Here is a 17,485-nt window from a genome sequence, read left to right as displayed (position 1 = left end):
GGTATTTGTGCTGGGAAGGAGTTAGCTGCTTAAAACTACCGACTTTTGTGAGGGCAGGCGAGATGCCTGCCCTTCACTTTTTTGCTAAAAGCCGTTAAGTGGCAACGGCTACTGGGGCAGCACCGCGCTTGATAAAGGCGTAGCCCAATCCGGTGACCAGCGAGCCTGCCACAATGGCGCCAAGGTAGAGCAGCACCGGGGTAATGGCGTTGGGAATCAGCAGCACAAAGATGCCGCCGTGGGGCGCCATTAGCTGCGCACCGACCAGCATAGAGAGCGCGCCGGTTAGCGCACCGCCCACGATACAGGCAGGAATGACCCGTAGCGGATCTTTGGCCGCAAAGGGGATCGCGCCTTCGCTAATAAAGCATAGGCCAAGTACGAACGAGGCTTTACCCGCTTCCCGCTCGGGTTCAGAGAACTTGCGACTGGCGACAAAACTGGCAATGCCCATACCAATGGCAGGCACCATGCCCGCCGCCATAATCGCTGCCATGGGGCCGTAGGTTTCTGAGGCGAGCAGACCCACGCCAAAAGTGTAGGCGGCTTTATTGACCGGGCCACCCAGGTCAAAGCACATCATCGCCCCCAGCAGAATGCCCAGTAGCACCGCGTTGGTGGAGCCCATGGATTCCAGGAAGCTGGTCAGGCCATTGAGCAGTGCGGCGACCGGTTCGCCAATCACGTAGATCATGGTTAGGCCGGTAACCAAACTGGCCACTAGCGGAATGATCAGAATCGGCTTCAGGGATTCAATGCTAGAGGGCAGTTTGACATAGCGAGTAACGGCCAGCGCCACATAGCCCGCCAGAAAGCCCGCCAAAATACCGCCGATAAACCCGGAGCCGATATTGGACGCCAGCATGCCGCCAATCATACCCGGCGCAATGCCGGGGCGATCGGCGATGGAATAGGCAATGTAGCCTGCCAGTACTGGAATCATCAGGGCAAAGGCGGTGCCGCCACCGATCTGCATTAGCGCGGCGGCCAGGGTGCCTTCCTGTTCAAAAGCCTCGATGCCAAACACAAAGGAAAGTGCAATCAGCAGGCCGCCCGCTACTACCATCGGCAGCATAAAGGAAACGCCGGTGAGCAGGTGCTTATAAACGCCTTTCTCTTTGACGCTCTTAGTGTCGCTGGCGGCGTTGGCTGAACCGCTGCTCTCTAACGCCGCATTTTCCAGCGCGGCCTCAATGGTAGGTTGTGGCTTCTTCAATGCGTTGCTGGTAGAGGTGCGATAAACGCGCTTGCCAGCGAAGCGAGTAGGATCGACTTCGATATCGCAGGCCAGCAGCACCACGTCTGCTTCGGCGATCTCTGCTTCGGTCAACTGAGCTTGTGCGCCTACCGAGCCTTGGGTCTCCACGCGAATGGCGTGGCCCATGGCTTTACCTGCCTCTGCTAGCGCTTCAGCGGCCATAAAGGTGTGGGCCACGCCGGTGGGGCAGGCGGTGACGGCAACAATCTTCTTGCCGCCCGGCTTGCTGGCGTCAACGGCGGTGGGCGTGGCAGTAGGCGCCGTGTAGATAGGTGCTTCACGCTTGGCCTGAGCCAGGAACGCGCTGGGGTCGGGAAGGGCGCTGGCGATAGGCGCCTGGAAGAGCCGCTTGCCTTCAAAGCGTTCCGGGGCTGGCACGTAATCAGCCGCGACGACGATTAAATCGGCGTTGGCGATCTGCTCGGCAGTGGCGGCTTGCAGCGGGGCTATTTCAGCGTGCATTTCCACATGCACTGTCCAGCCTTGGCGCTGGGCGGCTTGCTCCAGGCGCTTGGCCGCGAGGAACGTGGTCGCCATGCCGCTGGGGCAGGCGGTAATCAGAATAATGTTCATAGCGTGGCTCCCTCGGTGATGGTGTCATCAAGACGCCGTATCCGGGTGTGTTGTTGGAGTGAATCGAAATCGGCAGCGTGGGGGTTGCCCACACCAATGTGGCGCACTGCTTCGGCAGAAAGCGCGGTGGCAAAGCGAAGGGTGTGCTCGGGGGCATGGCCACTCAGCAGGCCGTGGAGGATGCCAGCGACAAAAGTATCGCCAGCGCAAACGGTATTGGTCGCGGTGACCTTGGGCGGCGTAGCGTGCCAGGCACCTTGCGCATTAACCCACAGCACGCCGTCAGCACCCGCAGAAATTAACGCGTGCTCCACGCCGCTGTGATGTAATCGTGTAGCAGCGCGTAGGCGCGTCGGAGTGGTTTCGAGCGCTTCACCTGCCCATTCGGCAAGCTCGGTTTCGTTGGGTTTAACGCCCGCAGGATGCGTTGCGATGGCAACATTAAGCGCTGGACCGCTGGTATCCACCCACAGCGGCACGCCGCTGGCGTTTAAATGCTTTAATAGCTTGCTGAAGTCGTCCAGTGACAGCCCCGGGGGCAGGCTGCCCGCTAGAACGACGGCTTGTGGCGGTGTCGTGCTGGCAAGCTCGGTATCAAGGGTGTTGATCAACGCCTGCAAATGCGTGGCGTCAACCGGCATGCCGGGGCCGTTAATGTCGGTGATGCGACCGCTCTGTTCAGCAATTTTGGCGTTAATACGGGTTTCCCCCGGCACGCGCACAAAGGCGTCTGCTAGCGAGTACTTGGCAAACGCCAGCTGAAAGGGCGCCTCGTTATCGGCACCTAAAAAGCCGCTAACGGTAACGACGTGGCCAAGGCCTGCCAATACCCGGGCAACGTTAACGCCTTTGCCTGCGGCTTCTAACTGCGCGCTGTTGGGGCGGTTGACGCTGCCTACTACCAGGGCATCAAGGTTAAACGCCAAATCCAGCGCTGGGTTGAGCGTAATGCACAGCACGCGGGCCATTAGCGCGCCTCCAGGGCATCACGCACTTCGTCGCTGGTCGCTTGGGAGAGCGCCAATTGCGCACTGACCTGAGCGTCCGCGAAGTCAAACTCGCGCAGGCGGGCTTTGACCAGCGGAATCTGCCGCGCGCTGACGGAGAGCTCGTCGACGCCCAGGCCTACCAGCACCGGAATGGCCACGGCGTCTGAGGCTAATTCGCCGCATACGCCGACCCATTTGCCTTGGGTGTGGGCAGCTGCCACGGTCATTTGAATTAAACGCAGCACTGCGGGGTGTAAACCATCGGCACTGGCCGAAAGCTCCGGGTGGCCACGGTCGATGGCCAGGGTGTACTGGGTCAAGTCGTTGGTGCCCACCGAGAAAAAGTCCACCTCGGCGGCAAGGCTTGGCGCCAGCAGCGCGCTGGAGGGGATTTCAATCATCACCCCTAATTGCACATCGGTAGCACGCTGAGAGGGGGCGATTTCAGTTAATAAGCGATCATAAATCGCTTTAACCGCGCGGAATTCGGCGATGTCTTTGACCATCGGCAGCATGATACGCAGCGGCTGGTTGGTGCTGGCCATCAGCAGGGCGCGTAGCTGAGTTTCCAGTACGTCGGGTTGGGTCAGCGCTAAGCGAATGCCACGCAGGCCCAGGAAGGGATTGTCTTCGTGGGGCACAGGCCAGTAGGGCAGCGGTTTGTCGCCGCCGACGTCCAGGGTGCGCGCGACCAGCGGGCGGCCCTCCAGGGCATCAATCGCCTGGCGGTACTCGCCAATTTGGGTGGCCAAGTCCGGTGCACTGGCGTGGGCCATAAACAGAAATTCGGTGCGTAGCAGGCCAACGCCTTCGGCGCCGCGCTCTACCGCATCGGCGGCGTGGGCGGTGTTGCCTAAATTCGCCGCGACTTCGACTCGATGGCCATCCCGGGTTTGGGCGATCTCAAAGCGTGTTTCCCAGGCATCGGCTTCACGCTGCTGGTGCTCTTGCAGCTGTTTCTCAGCACGCAGTAAGCGTTCCTCTGAAGGCTGCGGTGTCACTCGGCCGCGCTCGCCGTCCAGAATCATCATACTGCCGTTATTGAGTGTCATCACCGCTTGGCCCGCGCCGACGACGGCAGGAATGCCCAGGGCGCGGGCGAGAATAGCGCTGTGGGCGGTGGCGCCGCCGCGTACGGTAAGCAGGCCGCGTACCCGCGACGTATCCAGGCGAGCGACATCGGAAGGGCCGATATCGTCCATGACCAGAATGTAGGGGTGATCCGGCGGTTCGGGAAGGCTGACATCGCAGAGCACGCCAAGCACCCGGCGGCCGACGTCGCGCAGGTCGGCCGCGCGTTGGGCAAGCAGGCGGTCGGCGAGCATCTCTTGGGCGTGGGCCGCGGTTTCAATGGCTTCCCACCAGGCGGCCTGAGCCGATAAACCATCGCGAATGCCTTCTGCCGCCGCCTGGTAAAGCTCGGGGTCGTCGAGTATTTCCTCGTGCATCGAGAGAATATCGGCAACCTCAGCGCCAGGGGCGTTGTGCACGAGGGTCTGCAGCTGGGTACCCGCCACTTTTAATGCCTCGCGCAGGCGGACCAACTCATGCTCTGGATCGTCGGCGTGCTGGGGATAGTCAAATGTCAGCGGACGAATCACAAACACCGGCGCGATCGCTAAACCAGGGGACGCGGCTACCCCAACGTGGGGCGTATCGCTGGCTAATGGCGCCACGCTGGGTGCTGCTTGCGTATCAACAATGGCGTTGTCTTCGCGCCCACCGTCAAACGGCGATACTTTCTCACCCAGGCCGTCTTCAACCGCAGCGGCGACGGCCTCTAAGGCTTCGCTTGCTTGCTCCCCTTCGGCTGACAGCACCAGCCACTGGCCACGTCGTGCGCCCAAACCAATTACTTTGGTTAGGCTAGCCGCGGAAACCGGCGTCGCGCTGCCTTCTTCCAGGCGTACATTAATTGGCATGTGCTGGGCGCGAGCCACCTGCACCAGCTGTTTCGCCGGGCGGGCGTGCAGGCCGTGCGTATTAAGAACTCTAACGCGATGGGTGTGTGTATTGGCAGTCTCTCCTGCCAGGGAGGCTAGCAGTTGCGCGCTGGTTTTGCCCACTAGGCTCTGGCTTTCACCGTTTTCTATCACTGCCATCAGTTGCTCTAGCAGCGGGCGGTGGGCATCGCCGTGAGCAGCTAAACAAAACAACGCATGTATTGGATGGCCAGCGCTTTCCAGGGATTGTTCAGCAGGCGTGGCAACCCCAAGCGCTGGCTGATTCACGCCCTGGTCGCTGCTGGTCAGCCAGAGTCCTTTGCCTAACCAGGTCGGCTGCGCCGCAGCGACGCCGGTAATAAAACTGTTATCGACACAGCCGCATTGACGTAAGCGAGCGGCGGCGGCCAGGGCGAGTTCTTGTGGGTCGCGAGCCGGAAAGTTGACGCACAGGGTTTCAGCATCCAGGCGGGGTTCTAACGTTGGTTTGGAAAGTAGCCGCGCTACATCATCGGCCGAAGTGGCGCCGGCCAGCTGTTCCGCAACGCCTTCGCGATCCAGAACGTGGGTGAGCTGGCGTAAGATATCAAGGTGCTCATCGTTCTGTGCGGCGATGGTTACCAGTACGTGTACCTGCTGGCCGTCGTGCCACTCGATCCCTTGGGGAAACTGCAGTACCCGCACGCCCGTTTGCTTCACATGCTGGCGGCTTTCTGGCGTACCGTGGGGGATCGCAATGGTGTTGCCTAAAAACGTTGATGACTGCGCCTCGCGGGCGTGTAGGCCATCGCGGTAGCCAGCCTCAACGAATCCGGCGTCTACCAACGCCTCAGCGGCACTGTCCAGAGCGATTTGCCAGCTGTCTGCGTGGCGGCCAAGCAAGATGTCATCGGGGCCGAGTGTTAGCATGGTGCTCTCCTGTAAACGCGTTCAGGTAACGTCTAATGACAATTCAGCCGCTGCGAAAGCCCATGATGCTGAAGCCTACATCTATAGTCGAAGGCGTCATGGGTCTGGATGGATGAATCGTGTCACCTGTGTATAGTGGCTATGCTGAATCGATTCACTTTAGGACACAAGGGCTGTGTATTTAGACTTTGGTCGGGTAAAGCCCAGCGCGCTGATAAACGGTCTAGTAACACCAAGAGGGTCTCATGACACTTGCTGATATTGCCCGACTCGCTGGTGTTTCACGCACCACAGCGAGTTACGTGATTAATGGCCAGGCAGAACAGCGACGTATCAGCACGGCAACGATTGAAAAAGTCATGGCCGTGGTGCGTCAACATCGCTACCACATTGATCCCCAAGCTGCCGCGTTACGCCGTGGCGCCAGCCGTCTTATTGGCCTTATCGTGCCTGATTTAGAGAATGTCAGTTACGCCCGCCTAGCCAAACGCCTGGAGCGCGGTGCCAGGGAGCGGGGTTATCAGCTGCTGATCGTAAGCTCGGATGATTGTGCAGAGAGTGAGCGGACACTTGCGTTGGCGCTGCGTGCACAACGCTGTGAGGTGTTGATCACCGCCAGCTGCTTGCCCAGCGACGATACTTTTTACACCGACTTGGTAGATGAGGGCTGGTTCGTGGTGGGCATGGACCGTGGCCTCAATCCGGCGCGCTTTGCCAGTGTTGTGAGTAATGATCAGGAAGCAGCAAAGATATTGACCCGCTCGGTAATCGGCGCGGCAACCAAACGTGTTGCCTGGTTAGAAGCGATGCCGGATCTGTCGATTAGCCGCGAACGGCGAGCAGGGTTTAATGCCGCCCTAAAAGATACCGCAATTGAACCACTGTATTTGAGCGGTGCCCACTATGAGCGGAGCGAAGGTGCGCGTTTAGCCGTTCAGCTGCTAGATGAGCAGGGTGGTGCCGATGCACTGGTGACGGCGTCTTATACGCTGCTGGAGGGGGTGTTTGATGTGTTCTTAGAGCGTGGCGGCTTGCCGGACAATATTCGCCTGGCTACTTTTGGCGACCATCGGCTTCTGGACTTTCTTCCCCAGCCGGTGAATTCAGCTTGGCAAGATTATGACCGTATTGCTGAACTAACCCTGCATTGCACTTTGGCCGCCATGGACGGGCATTACGAATGTGGGTTGCAGGTGGTGGCTCGCCACCTGCACCAGCGTTAAACAGTACGCGCCTGGGCCCAAGCGGCTGCATCGGGTATCGACATGTCGTAGCTCTCGCTTAAGTAGGGCGAGGAGAGTAGAAAGTCGGCGCTCGCCGCATTGCAGGCGACCGGTACATTCCACAGTGCCGCTAAACGCAGCAGCGCTTTGACATCCGGGTCGTGGGGCTGGGGAGAGAAGGGGTCCCAAAAGAAGATCAGCACATCCAGCCGCTGCTCCGCAATCCGTGCGCCAATCTGCTGGTCACCGCCTAAGGGCCCGCTCATTAGCCCCTCGACATCTAATCCTAACGCGGTTTGCAGCCGCTTAGATGTTGTGCCTGTCCCGATCAGTTCGTGCTGGCTCAGCGTATCCTTCCAGCGGGTTGCCCACTCCAGCATTTCGCTCTTCTTGCCATCGTGGGCAATCAGCGCAATACGCTTGCGCGGTTGCAGCGTACGGATGGCCTGGCGGGGCGGTTGCGCGTCACTCATTTGGTTACTTCCCTCATGGTTCTATTGTCTTTCGGTCTTATGGCCGAATGGCTTTTTTCTTGTTAAAGGTCGCAAAAGCTAAAAGCTCGCTATAGAGGTTAGACCGTTACTCACTATCAAAGGCAAGGATTTTCATCGTATTGGTGCCCCCATGGGCATTCATATGGTCGCCGCGAGTGAGAATGACATGCTCGCCCGGGTGGATAAATCCCTTCGCCTGCAAGCATTTCAAGGCCTCTTGGTTAAGATTGGCCGGGTCCATATCGGTGGTGTCGAAAGGTATTGAAACGACGCCACGATAGAGCGCCATGCGCCGCTGGGCGATAGGGCTGTGAGCCAACCCTACGATAGGCAGGCCTGAACGAATGCGCGATGCAATCAGCGGTGTATAGCCGGTGGAGGTCATGCAGGCGATGGCGCTGACGCCGGATAAGTGATTCGCTGCATACATCGCCGATAGCGCAATGGTTTCATCGATGCGCTCAAAGCCTTCATGAATGCGGTGGCCTGACTCTTGAGCGAGCCGCTCACGCTCGGCACCCAGACAAACGCGGTTCATCGCTTCGATGGTTTCCACCGGGTAATCACCTGCCGCCGTTTCCGCAGAGAGCATGACTGCATCGGTGGCGTCGAGCACTGCGTTAGCCACGTCGAAGACCTCGGCGCGGGTGGGCAGCGGCGACTCAATCATCGATTCCATCATCTGGGTGGCGGTAATGACGGCACGGTTGAGCGTACGTGCGTGCTTGATAATGCGCTTCTGAGTACCAATCAGCGCGGCGTCGCCAATCTCAACGCCCAAATCGCCCCTGGCCACCATGACCGCCTCAGAGGCTTCAATGATGCCGTCCAGCGTAGCATCGTCAGCAACCGCTTCGGCACGTTCAAGCTTAGCCACTAAGCCAATTTCTTTACCGGCTTCGCCAAGCAGCTCGCGGGCTTCTTGCATGTCCGCGGCGCTGCGCGGGAAGGAGACAGCTAAGTAGTCAACGCCGATTTCAATGGCGGTTTTTAGGTCAGCCTTGTCTTTTTCAGTGAGAGCGGGCGCTGAGAGTCCGCCGCCTTGTTTGTTAATGCCTTTATTGTTGGAGAGCTTGCCGCCCACGTGAACGCGGGTATGGACTTCTTGTCCAACTACTTGCGTGACATCGAGTACCAAGCGGCCATCGTCGAGCAGCAGGCGGTCGCCCTCAACAACATCATCAGCCAGGGTTTGATAGTCACAGCCGACGCGGTCTGCGGTGCCACTGTTGGCGTCCAGTGCCATATCCAAGACAAACGGTTGGCCGACCTCGAGTTTGACGGCGCCCTCGATGAAACGAGCAATACGAATTTTTGGCCCCTGCAGGTCGCCCAGGGCAGCAACGCTGCGGCCAAGGCCCTCGGCGATCTCGCGGACTTCGCTTAAGCGACGGCGGTGATCATCCGCTGAGCCGTGGGAGAAGTTAAGCCGTACCACATCCACACCGGCTTTTAGCATCGCTTCCAGCACGCCGGGGCGATCACTAGCGGGGCCGAGTGTGGCGACGATTTTGGTGCGCCGCAATGGAGTATGAGGGCTGGTCTGCGTGTGGGTAAGATGGCTAGTAGACGCCGGAGCTTGTGTATTCGAGGTGGCTTTTGTCACGTGGGCGCTCTCCTTTTTAAGGGTATTGTTGGCGATTTAGTATTGGACTACGATAGCGTTTATATAGTAATTTTACTACATATTGGATTTTTACTAGCCTTTTGGGGCGGTTAAGAAGCTATTTATCGGCCTCATGACGCTTAAATACGTATTTTTAGTAATTTTTTTACTAAAGGTACCACTTATTATTATTGGTCAATTGAGGAGCTAACATGACAATAAAAGTTGCAATTAACGGATTTGGTCGTATCGGCCGCAATGTGCTGCGCGCCCTTTATGAAAACAGCTACCGTGACCGTATTCAGGTCGTTGCTATTAACGATCTCGGCGACCCCTCGCTAAATTCCCACCTGCTGCGTCACGACACTGTGCATGGTCATTTTCCTTTTAAGGTAGAACACGACGCCGAAAGCATCACGGTGGATGGTGATCGTATCGTCATCTCTTCTGAGCGCGATCCAGTGCAGCTGCCATGGGCATCGATGAATATCGATCTAGTGATGGAGTGCACCGGGCTGTTTACCAAGCGCGAAGCGGCGGCCAAGCATATCCAAGCGGGTGCCAAGCGCGTGCTGATTTCTGCACCCAGCCCTGATGCCGATGCGACGATTGTGTATGGCGTGAATGACCAGGTGTTGACCGCTGAGCACACCGTTGTCTCTAACGCTTCCTGCACCACCAACTGTTTAGCGCCGGTGGCAAAAGCGTTGAACGATGCAGTCGGTATCGAAAACGGTTTGATGACCACGGTGCACGCTTACACCAACGATCAGAATCTGTCGGATGTTTACCATACCGACCCTTATCGTGCGCGCAGTGCCACGCATTCGATGATCCCGACCAAAACCGGCGCTGCCGCTGCGGTGGGCTTGGTGCTACCAGAGCTGGCGGGTAAGTTTGACGGCCTGGCCGTTCGCGTACCGGTAATCAACGTCTCGCTGGTGGATCTGACCTTTACTGCCAGTCGCGATACCACTAAAGAAGAGATTAATGCCATCGTTGAGAAGGCCGCGGCTAACTCGCCGGTATTGGCCGTTAACGCTGAGCCGTTGGTCTCTATTGACTTTAACCACGATGCCAACTCTTCGACCTTCGATGCTAATCACACCCGTGTGAATGGGCGTCTGGTTAAAATTATGGCCTGGTACGACAACGAGTGGGGCTTCTCCAACCGTATGCTGGATACCGCGCTGGCCATGCAGGCAACTGCCAAGTAACACGCTGCCAGGTATCCACTACTAAGGGCAGGTATCGCCCAGCAGCAGTTCAGTTTGCAGCAGCTGCTGGGCGAGGGGGACGCGGCCAAGAATCATCTGCGCTGCGACCCGCCCTTTACCCACGCTATCCTGGCGCACTGTGGTTAAACGCGGTGCCCGGTACTGCCCTTCTGCAATGCCGTCAAACCCGGTAATGCGTAACTCTTCCGGCACCCGAATACCGCGCTGCTCGGCGAGCGTTAGCGCCGTGAGCGCAATGCGGTCAGACATGCACAGCAGCAGGTCTGGCCGTTTTTCTATGGGCTGGTCGAGAATCTCAGCAATCACCGGCGAGCACACCTCAAAGGTATTCTCCTCGATATTCCAGAGCGGCACTTGCGCCACATCCACACCTTGCTCACTCAGCGCGCTATGAAAGCCCTCAAGGCGGGCGCGGCTGATGGTGCTGGTGTTGGGCAGCAGCGTGTGCTCGGCCGTCACCCGGCCGTTGCAGACCTCTTTGGTCAAGCGCAGGTTGATAATCGCCGGGCGTTTGGGCAACTCGCTAAGCGCATGCTGGGCGATTTTATAGCTGGCAGCGGTGTCATCGATATGCACCGTCGGGCAGCCTTCAATATCAAAATCAACGGCCACCAGGGTGCGCTGGGCGGGCAGTTCATCCAGCAGTTTATTGTTGGGCATTAACCCGTAAACGATAAAGCCATCGGCGATATTGGCGGAGCCCGGCGGCTGTGAGGCGTGGCCGCGACCCGGCAATAACAGCAGCGTGTGGCCGTGGGCATCGAGAACTTCGGCAACACCGGATAAAAACTCGCTGGCCACGGCGTCGTTCAAACTGTAGGTAAGGCTTTCTGCAAGAATCACCGCAATAATCCGCGAGCGGCCGGTGCGCAAGCTGCGCGCTTTGGCGTCAGGGCCGCTGTAACCCAGCCGTTTGGCCTCTTTGAGTATGCGTTCGCGCAGGGCTGGCGAGAGCTGATCCGGCCGGTTAAAGGCGTTGGAAATCGTCGCAGTAGAGACGTTGAGTTCCTGCGCAAGATCCTTGAGTGTCATACGGCGCTGATCAGTCACGGTGCTTCCTTTACAGGCTTTTTTAATAATTGAAAATTTAGCTATTCAATAGGTGCGGATAATAAAATCGACCCGCTGAATGTTGCCACTCCCCATGATAAGCGAAAGGGGGGGTTAGGCACACACAGAGGGTCGTTAATGCGGGTATCTTGGTTGTCTCTCGTGCTTAAGCTGCTGCTTGTTGAGTAGATAGCATTAGTGCTGCACCGTTCTCATCGAATAAGTGTACTTTTTCCCAATCTGCTGCTAGTGATACCTGCTGGCCTTCCCGCCACTGACTGGGGGCTTCGCTGCGATGGATCAGCAGCGTGTCGCCCTGTTTGGGCTCAAGGTAGACGTAAACCTCGTTACCTAAATACTCGACGTTGACGATATCGAAACAGTTGTCATCGGTGGGCGCAGCTAAGCATAGGTGCTCTGGGCGAATGCCGAGGGTCAACGCTTCGCCGCTTTGCCGCTGCTGGGCGTTCTGGGGCAGGGCGAGTTCGCCAATTCCCGCAGCTCGCACACGGCAGCCGTTAGCGTCACCAGCGAGTAATTCAGCAGGCATGAAGTTCATGGTAGGGGAACCGATAAACCCGGCAACGAATTTCGTCGCGGGGCGCTGGTACAGCTCGTGGGGGCTGCCCACCTGCTCAACGTGGCCGCCATTGAGTACTACAATTTTGTCGGCCAGGGTCATGGCTTCGACCTGGTCGTGGGTGACGTAAATCATGGTTGAACCCAGGCGGTTATGCAGCCGGGCGATCTCGTTACGCATTTGTACCCGCAGCGAGGCATCCAGGTTGGAGAGCGGCTCGTCAAATAGCAGAATGCGCGGTTCACGCGCCATGGCTCGGCCCATGGCCACCCGCTGGCGCTGCCCGCCAGAGAGAGCCTTGGGTTTGCGGTGGAGTAGCTCTTCTAGCTGCAGGATCTTGGCGGTAGCCATTACCCGCTCATGAACTGTTTCCTTGGTCGCTTTAGCCAGCTTTAAGCCAAACGCCATGTTGTCGTAAACGGTCATATGCGGATAGAGCGCGTAGGACTGAAACACCATGCCGACGCCGCGCTCCCGGGGCGGTAGGTCGTTGACGACCGTCTCGTCTATGCAGAGATCGCCATCGCTGATCGACTCCAAACCGGCGATCAGGCGTAAAAGCGTTGACTTGCCGCAGCCTGAGGGACCGACGAAGACCACAAACTCGCCGTCGCCAATGTGTAGGTCAATATCATTAATAATATGATCGCGGCCAAACAACTTGTTGACCTTATTAAGCGTAACACTTGCCATGGGTGACTCCTTGCCGACCTCAACGCTTGAGTCGCGTTAGGTCGGCTTGTTGTTGTGGGTGAGGGCTTTGCCATTAAGCGACGCGCATAAAAGCCGCTTGATAGCCCGGTAGTGTCAGGCTGTTACCGTCACGTTGGGTGTTAAAGCCGTGGCCCTGCAAATCGCTTTCAATCGTTAATGGCAGGCTAACCGTCTGCGCCTCGTTGGTGAGATTGAAAACGCACAGCACTGTTTCATCACCTTTTTGTCGGCTAAAACCGAGCAGCGTTTCGCCTACATCGACCAGCGTTAAGTCACCATCGAACAGTGCGGGGTGCTGGCGGCGGAAGGCCAGCATGTTGCGCAGTGCATTCAAGGTTGAGTTAGCATCACCTTGTTGGCGACTAACCGCCATATCCCGATGACTGGCCTCCATGGGTAGCCAAGGTTCAACGCTGGAAAAACCGCCATGTTCGCTGTCGTTCCAGGGTATTGGCGTGCGGCAACCGTCGCGGCCTTTAAATTCCGGCCAGAGCACTTTGCCGTAAGGATCCTGAATGCGTTCAAACGGCACGTCGGCTTCCGGCAGACCGAGTTCTTCGCCTTGATAAAGGCAGACGCTACCGCGCAGCGAGCAGAGCATGGCCAGCATTACCTTGGGATAAGCGCGTGGATCCTCATCGGCTCCCCAGCGGGTGGCACTGCGCACCACATCATGATTGGAGGTTGCCCAGCAGGGCCAGGCGTCGCCCGCCAGTCGCTGAAAACGCTCCAGCACTTCATGAATATAGCGCGCCGAGTGGGGTGTGTTGAGCAGGTCGAAGGTGTAGGCCATATGCAGCTTGTCGCCACCGGCGGTGTACTCGGCCATGCGCTCAAGCGGGTTATCGTCGCCAATTTCGCCCACGGTCGTGGTACCGGGATACTCGTACATCAGCGCCCGTAGATCTTTCAAGAAGTCGAGGTTTTCGGGGCGGCTCAGGTCGTAGACGTGGCGCTGCCAAGTGTAGGGATTGCTATCCGGTGCGCCCAGGGTTTTAGCTTCGCCCTTGGGGACCGGCGGATTGTCGCGCAGCTCGGCATCGTGGAAGTAAAAGTTGACGGTGTCCAAGCGGAAACCGTCCACGCCCAGCTCCAGCCAGAAACGCATATTGTCCAACTGCGCCTGACGTGCTTCCGGATTATGGAAGTTAACGTCCGGCTGGCTGGTCAGGAAGTTATGCATATAGTACTGCTGGCGACGGGAATCAAACGTCCACGCCGGGCCGCCGAAAATCGACAGCCAGTTGTTGGGTGGCGTGCCGTCCGGTTTGGGGTCGGCCCATACAAACCAGTCGGCTTTAGGGTTGCTGCGGTTTTGACGACTTTCCTGAAACCAGGCGTGTTGATCCGAGGTGTGACTAATCACCTGGTCGATCATCACCTTCAAGCCAAGCGAGTGGGCTTTTGCCAGTAGCGTTTTAAAGTCCTCAAGGGTGCCGAACATGGGGTCGACGTCGCAATAATCGCTAATATCGTAGCCAAAATCGAGCATTGGCGAGGTGAAAAACGGTGATAGCCAGATGCCGTCCACATTGAGGGAGGCAACGTAATCGAGTTTTTCGGTAATGCCGTTAAGATCGCCAATACCGTCGCCGCGGCTATCCATAAAGCTGCGCGGGTAGATCTGGTAGATAACCCCACCGCGCCACCAGAGTGTGTTGTCTTGCATCGTAGAGTCCATCGTTGACATAAAAAAATTCCTTATCCTTTAACGGCGCCTGCAGTAAGGCCTGACACAATGCGGCGCTGGAAGATAATCACTAATACGACCAGTGGCACCGTGACCACCACAGACGCGGCCATAATCGGCCCCCAGGGCAGTTCGTAGGCACTGCCGCCTGACAGCAGCGCAATAGCGACGGGTACCGTGCGCTGGTCATCGGTCAGCGTGAAGGTGAGGGCAAACAGAAACTCGTTCCAAGCCGCGATAAATGCCAGCAGGCCGGTGGTCGCCATGGCGGGCCACATGAGCGGCAGAAATACTTTCGTGATGGTTATCCAGGGCGTGGCACCGTCCATGATGGCGGCCTCTTCCAGCTCCATGGGCAACTGCTTCATAAAGGTGGTCAATACCCATACGGTGAAGGGCAGGGTGAAGATGGTGTAGCTTAAAATCAGCCCAGCGGGGTTGTTATAGAGATTGAGCGCACGAATCACCTCAAAAAGCCCGGAAAGCACCGCTACCTGGGGAAACATCGACACCCCAAGAATTACCAGCAGCACCGTGGAGCGGCCCCGAAAGCGCACCCGGCCCAGGGCGTAAGAGGCGGTAATGCCGAGTAGCAGGGCGATAAACACCACGCTAAACGCCACCACGATGGAGTTGAAAATAGCGCGCAGAAAGCTGGTCTGGCTAAAAATGCTGATGTAGTTATCGAAGTTCCAGTTCGAAGGCCAAAGCTCGACGCGGAACAGGTCGCTCGACGGTTTTAACGAGGTGACTACCGCGTAGTAGAAGGGGAAAACGGCGTACACCATGATCAGCACAATCAGCGCCCAAAACCCGACGCGCTTGGCTATTTTGGCCAACTGACGAGTGTTCATTAGTCACCTCCCAATTGGATCTGTTTACGCCCAGCGTAGAGGTAAGCCACGGTAGCCAGGGCAATGATTAGGAACAGCAGGGTAGAAGCGGCGCTGCCGTAACCGACATCCTGGAACTCGACCAGCTGTTGGCGGGCATAGACCGACATCGACATGGTGCTGGTGGAGTTGGAGGTGAGTACGTAAATCACATCGAAGACGCGCAGCGCATCCAACAGGCGGAAGATCACTGCGACCATTAGCGCCGGGGTAATCAGCGGTAGGGTAACTTTGAAGAACACCCGCAGCGGGTGAATGCCGTCTACCTCGGCGGCCTCGTAGCAATCCTTGGGCAGCATCTGCAGAGCAGCAAGCACCAGCAGCGCCACGAAGGGAATGGTTTTCCACACATCGACCATAATCACCGCCCACATGGAGTAGGTGGCGTTCGCCGTCCAGGCGATGGGGGCATCGATAATGCCCACGCTCATCAGCAGGTGATTGATGATGCCGAATTGGTCGTTGAGCATCCATGCCCACATTTGCGCGGAAACAATAGTTGGGATTGCCCAGGGGATCAGCACCGCAGCGCGTACAATCACGCGGCCCTTAAACTCGGCGTTCAAAATCAGCGCCACAATGACCCCGAAAACCACTTCCAGCGATACCGACACCACCGAAAAGTAGACGGTGTTCCATACCGACTGCCACCACACCGAGTCGGCCAATACCCCATACCAGCGGCCATCTTCATAGACGAGGTAGTTCTCGAAGCCAATCAGATTGGCAGCGCCTAAATCTGATAGTGATGCATCGGTGAAGCTGAGAAAGAAGGTGCGCACCAGTGGCCAGCCAGCGACCAGGGTTAACGCAATCAGCATGGGGGCTAAAAAGAGCCAGGCGGCTTTAACCCGCTGACGGCGAACCTTAGTGCCCCGGCGCGGCTTGGTTGTGAAAGAACGCGCCCCGGCGGGCGCGTCATCATGCTTGATGGAGGTCGACATGGAAGGGCTCCAGGGTTACCAGTTGCGACGCTTCAGGCGAGCCAATTCGTCTTCGAGGTCGGCGACCGCTTGGGCGCCATCTTTGCTGCCGGACAATACCTGATGAGCGTTGCTGAAAAAGGCGTTGCTCACTCGGCCATAGGCATCGCCGGTAGGCGCGGAGGGGCGTGCAACAGCGTTAACAAAGGTGTCGTAAAGGGTGCCAAAGAAGGGCACCGCCTCAAGCACTTCTTCATCCTGGTAGAGGGCGTCGATAGTGGGGTTATAAGAGGCTTGAATGGCGCGACGCTTTTGCTCTTCTTCACCGGTCAGGAAGGCGACGAGGTCGGCGGCGAGCTCAGGGTGTTCGCTATAGCGCGATACGGCCAGGTTCCAGCCGCCCAGGCCAGCGGCACTTTGGCCGTTTTCACCACCCGCGGGCAGTTGGGTTACCCCCACTTTGCCGCGAACGTCACTGTCTTCGCTTTGGGCCAGCGACCAGGCGTAGGGCCAGTTGCGCATAAATACCGCGTTGCCGCCTTGGAATACACCGCGGGCTTCCTCTTCGGTGTAATTAAGCACACCGTTGGGCGAAATATCGCCAATCCAGGAAGCGGCTAAGTCCAGCGCTTTTGCGGCGTGTTCGTTGTTAATGCTCACTTCGCCATCGGCTTCCACCACCGTGCCCCCGCCAAAGCTTGCCACCCACTCAAGGGCATTCACGGTCAAGCCCTCATAAGCACGGCCCTGAAAGACATACCCCTGCATGCGATCGTTGCCTTCGGCACGTTCGGCGTCTTTAATCTCGCGGGCAATCTCGGTGAGTTCCTGCCAGGTGGTCGGCACCGCATGGTCATATTTGTCTAATAGATCTTCGCGGTAGTAGAGCACACCCGCATCGGTGAACCACGGCATGGCGACTAAGCGGCCATCGATAGTGTTGTTGGTAACGATGGTGTCAAAGTGCCCGGCAGCGGCGTCATCGCCAATCACTTCGTGCAGGTCAAGCAGGTGATTGGCGAGTAGGCCAGGCCACACCACGTCGATCTGCATTACATCGATATCGCTGGCGTTGGCCGAAAGGATTTGCTGATAGAGCGAAAGACGCTCGGTGGAGGAGTTAGGCGTTGAGACCACATCGACGCTATGGCCGGTTTTCTCCTCCCAGGCGGCAACACCCTCCTGGCAAAGCGTTAGCTCTGCGCCTACCGCGCCACAGGAAATGGTGAGCTCTTCAGCCTGAGCCTGAGCCTGGCTTGTCGCGCTCAGCGTGCTGGCCACGGCGATGGCGGTAGTGATTAATGTCTTTTTCATAACGGCGTACCTCGGCGTTTATTGTTGTGGATGGTGTTGCATCAAAATCAGCATTGAGTAACTAGCTAAGCGTTTTTTAATCGCTCTC

At 57.7% G+C, this 17,485-nt stretch carries 13 protein-coding genes; 2 read left to right on the top strand and 11 right to left on the bottom strand.

Annotated features, from left to right (window positions below; all coding sequences use genetic code 11):
- Positions 1–94 precede the first annotated feature (94 nt).
- Genes HVA01_RS13140 through ptsP form a run of 3 tightly spaced genes read right to left on the bottom strand, consistent with a single transcriptional unit; the run spans position 95 to position 5,672 of the window.
- Positions 95–1,831 (bottom strand): PTS fructose-like transporter subunit IIB, encoded by a 1,737-nt coding sequence (locus HVA01_RS13140; protein WP_146875865.1) that lies wholly within the window; start codon positions 1,829–1,831, stop codon positions 95–97.
- The gene (gene pfkB, locus HVA01_RS13135) at positions 1,828–2,799 is read right to left on the bottom strand and encodes a 1-phosphofructokinase (RefSeq protein WP_146875864.1); all 972 of its coding nucleotides are present in this window, start codon (positions 2,797–2,799) and stop codon (positions 1,828–1,830) included. Before pfkB ends, HVA01_RS13140 begins: the two co-directional genes overlap by 4 nt.
- The gene (gene ptsP / locus HVA01_RS13130; RefSeq protein ID WP_146875863.1) at positions 2,799–5,672 is read right to left on the bottom strand and encodes a phosphoenolpyruvate--protein phosphotransferase; all 2,874 of its coding nucleotides are present in this window, start codon (positions 5,670–5,672) and stop codon (positions 2,799–2,801) included. The genes pfkB and ptsP overlap by 1 nt, the downstream gene beginning before the upstream one ends.
- Before the next feature lie 245 nt (positions 5,673–5,917).
- Here ptsP and cra point away from each other — a divergent pair, with 245 nt between their 5' ends.
- Positions 5,918–6,895, top strand: a complete 978-nt coding sequence (cra, locus tag HVA01_RS13125; protein ID WP_146875862.1) for a catabolite repressor/activator — start codon at positions 5,918–5,920, stop codon at positions 6,893–6,895.
- On the opposite strand, the gene HVA01_RS13120 is transcribed toward cra, so the two are convergent.
- Both HVA01_RS13120 and pyk read right to left on the bottom strand, forming a co-directional pair.
- Entirely contained in the window at positions 6,892–7,368 is a 477-nt protein-coding gene (locus HVA01_RS13120; RefSeq protein ID WP_146875861.1) for a methylglyoxal synthase, read from the bottom strand. The two genes, cra and HVA01_RS13120, sit on opposite strands and share 4 nt — an antisense overlap.
- A 106-nt stretch (positions 7,369–7,474) precedes the next feature.
- On the bottom strand, positions 7,475–8,995 hold the full coding sequence (pyk, locus tag HVA01_RS13115; protein ID WP_246129620.1) for a pyruvate kinase: 1,521 nt from the start codon (positions 8,993–8,995) through the stop codon (positions 7,475–7,477).
- Positions 8,996–9,207: 212 nt separating this feature from the next.
- Between pyk and gap the strand changes: the two genes are divergently transcribed.
- Positions 9,208–10,212 (top strand): type I glyceraldehyde-3-phosphate dehydrogenase, encoded by a 1,005-nt coding sequence (gene gap / locus HVA01_RS13110; protein WP_146875860.1) that lies wholly within the window; start codon positions 9,208–9,210, stop codon positions 10,210–10,212.
- A gap of 21 nt (positions 10,213–10,233) precedes the next feature.
- Here gap and HVA01_RS13105 read toward each other — a convergent pair whose 3' ends face one another.
- The 6 genes from HVA01_RS13105 to HVA01_RS13080 all read right to left on the bottom strand — a co-directional run bounded on the left by HVA01_RS13105 (position 10,234) and on the right by HVA01_RS13080 (position 17,397).
- Positions 10,234–11,283, bottom strand: a complete 1,050-nt coding sequence (locus HVA01_RS13105) for a LacI family DNA-binding transcriptional regulator (RefSeq protein WP_246129618.1) — start codon at positions 11,281–11,283, stop codon at positions 10,234–10,236.
- Positions 11,284–11,449: 166 nt separating this feature from the next.
- The gene (locus HVA01_RS13100; protein WP_146875859.1) at positions 11,450–12,556 is read right to left on the bottom strand and encodes an ABC transporter ATP-binding protein; all 1,107 of its coding nucleotides are present in this window, start codon (positions 12,554–12,556) and stop codon (positions 11,450–11,452) included.
- Between the two features lie 73 nt (positions 12,557–12,629).
- Positions 12,630–14,246, bottom strand: coding sequence for an alpha-glucosidase family protein (locus HVA01_RS13095; protein ID WP_146875927.1), 1,617 nt, complete (start codon positions 14,244–14,246; stop codon positions 12,630–12,632).
- A 32-nt stretch (positions 14,247–14,278) separates the two neighbouring features.
- Entirely contained in the window at positions 14,279–15,121 is an 843-nt protein-coding gene (locus HVA01_RS13090; RefSeq protein WP_146875858.1) for a carbohydrate ABC transporter permease, read from the bottom strand.
- Positions 15,121–16,104: a carbohydrate ABC transporter permease gene (locus tag HVA01_RS13085; protein WP_146875857.1), complete on the bottom strand. Its 984-nt coding sequence runs from the start codon at positions 16,102–16,104 to the stop codon at positions 15,121–15,123. The genes HVA01_RS13090 and HVA01_RS13085 overlap by 1 nt, the downstream gene beginning before the upstream one ends.
- Before the next feature lie 15 nt (positions 16,105–16,119).
- The gene (locus HVA01_RS13080) at positions 16,120–17,397 is read right to left on the bottom strand and encodes an ABC transporter substrate-binding protein (RefSeq protein ID WP_146875856.1); all 1,278 of its coding nucleotides are present in this window, start codon (positions 17,395–17,397) and stop codon (positions 16,120–16,122) included.
- Positions 17,398–17,485: the final 88 nt, after the last annotated feature.

This window comes from Halovibrio variabilis (assembly GCF_007991175.1).
Lineage (GTDB): Bacteria > Pseudomonadota > Gammaproteobacteria > Pseudomonadales > Halomonadaceae > Vreelandella > Vreelandella variabilis.
Note: the sequence above shows the minus strand (reverse complement) of the source record. Positions and strands in the feature narration are given on the sequence as shown.

What these genes read in the sequence shown, in the direction of transcription:
- HVA01_RS13085 (WP_146875857.1), bottom strand. Translation starts at nt 16,104, where the DNA reads ATGTCGACCTCCATCAAGCATGATGACGCGCCCGCCGGGGCGCGTTCT.
- cra (WP_146875862.1), top strand. Translation starts at nt 5,918, where the DNA reads ATGACACTTGCTGATATTGCCCGACTCGCTGGTGTTTCACGCACCACA.
- ptsP (WP_146875863.1), bottom strand. Translation starts at nt 5,672, where the DNA reads ATGCTAACACTCGGCCCCGATGACATCTTGCTTGGCCGCCACGCAGAC.
- HVA01_RS13095 (WP_146875927.1), bottom strand. Translation starts at nt 14,246, where the DNA reads ATGCAAGACAACACACTCTGGTGGCGCGGTGGGGTTATCTACCAGATC.
- HVA01_RS13080 (WP_146875856.1), bottom strand. Translation starts at nt 17,397, where the DNA reads ATGAAAAAGACATTAATCACTACCGCCATCGCCGTGGCCAGCACGCTG.
- gap (WP_146875860.1), top strand. Translation starts at nt 9,208, where the DNA reads ATGACAATAAAAGTTGCAATTAACGGATTTGGTCGTATCGGCCGCAAT.
- HVA01_RS13120 (WP_146875861.1), bottom strand. Translation starts at nt 7,368, where the DNA reads ATGAGTGACGCGCAACCGCCCCGCCAGGCCATCCGTACGCTGCAACCG.
- pfkB (WP_146875864.1), bottom strand. Translation starts at nt 2,799, where the DNA reads ATGGCCCGCGTGCTGTGCATTACGCTCAACCCAGCGCTGGATTTGGCG.
- HVA01_RS13090 (WP_146875858.1), bottom strand. Translation starts at nt 15,121, where the DNA reads ATGAACACTCGTCAGTTGGCCAAAATAGCCAAGCGCGTCGGGTTTTGG.
- HVA01_RS13100 (WP_146875859.1), bottom strand. Translation starts at nt 12,556, where the DNA reads ATGGCAAGTGTTACGCTTAATAAGGTCAACAAGTTGTTTGGCCGCGAT.
- HVA01_RS13140 (WP_146875865.1), bottom strand. Translation starts at nt 1,831, where the DNA reads ATGAACATTATTCTGATTACCGCCTGCCCCAGCGGCATGGCGACCACG.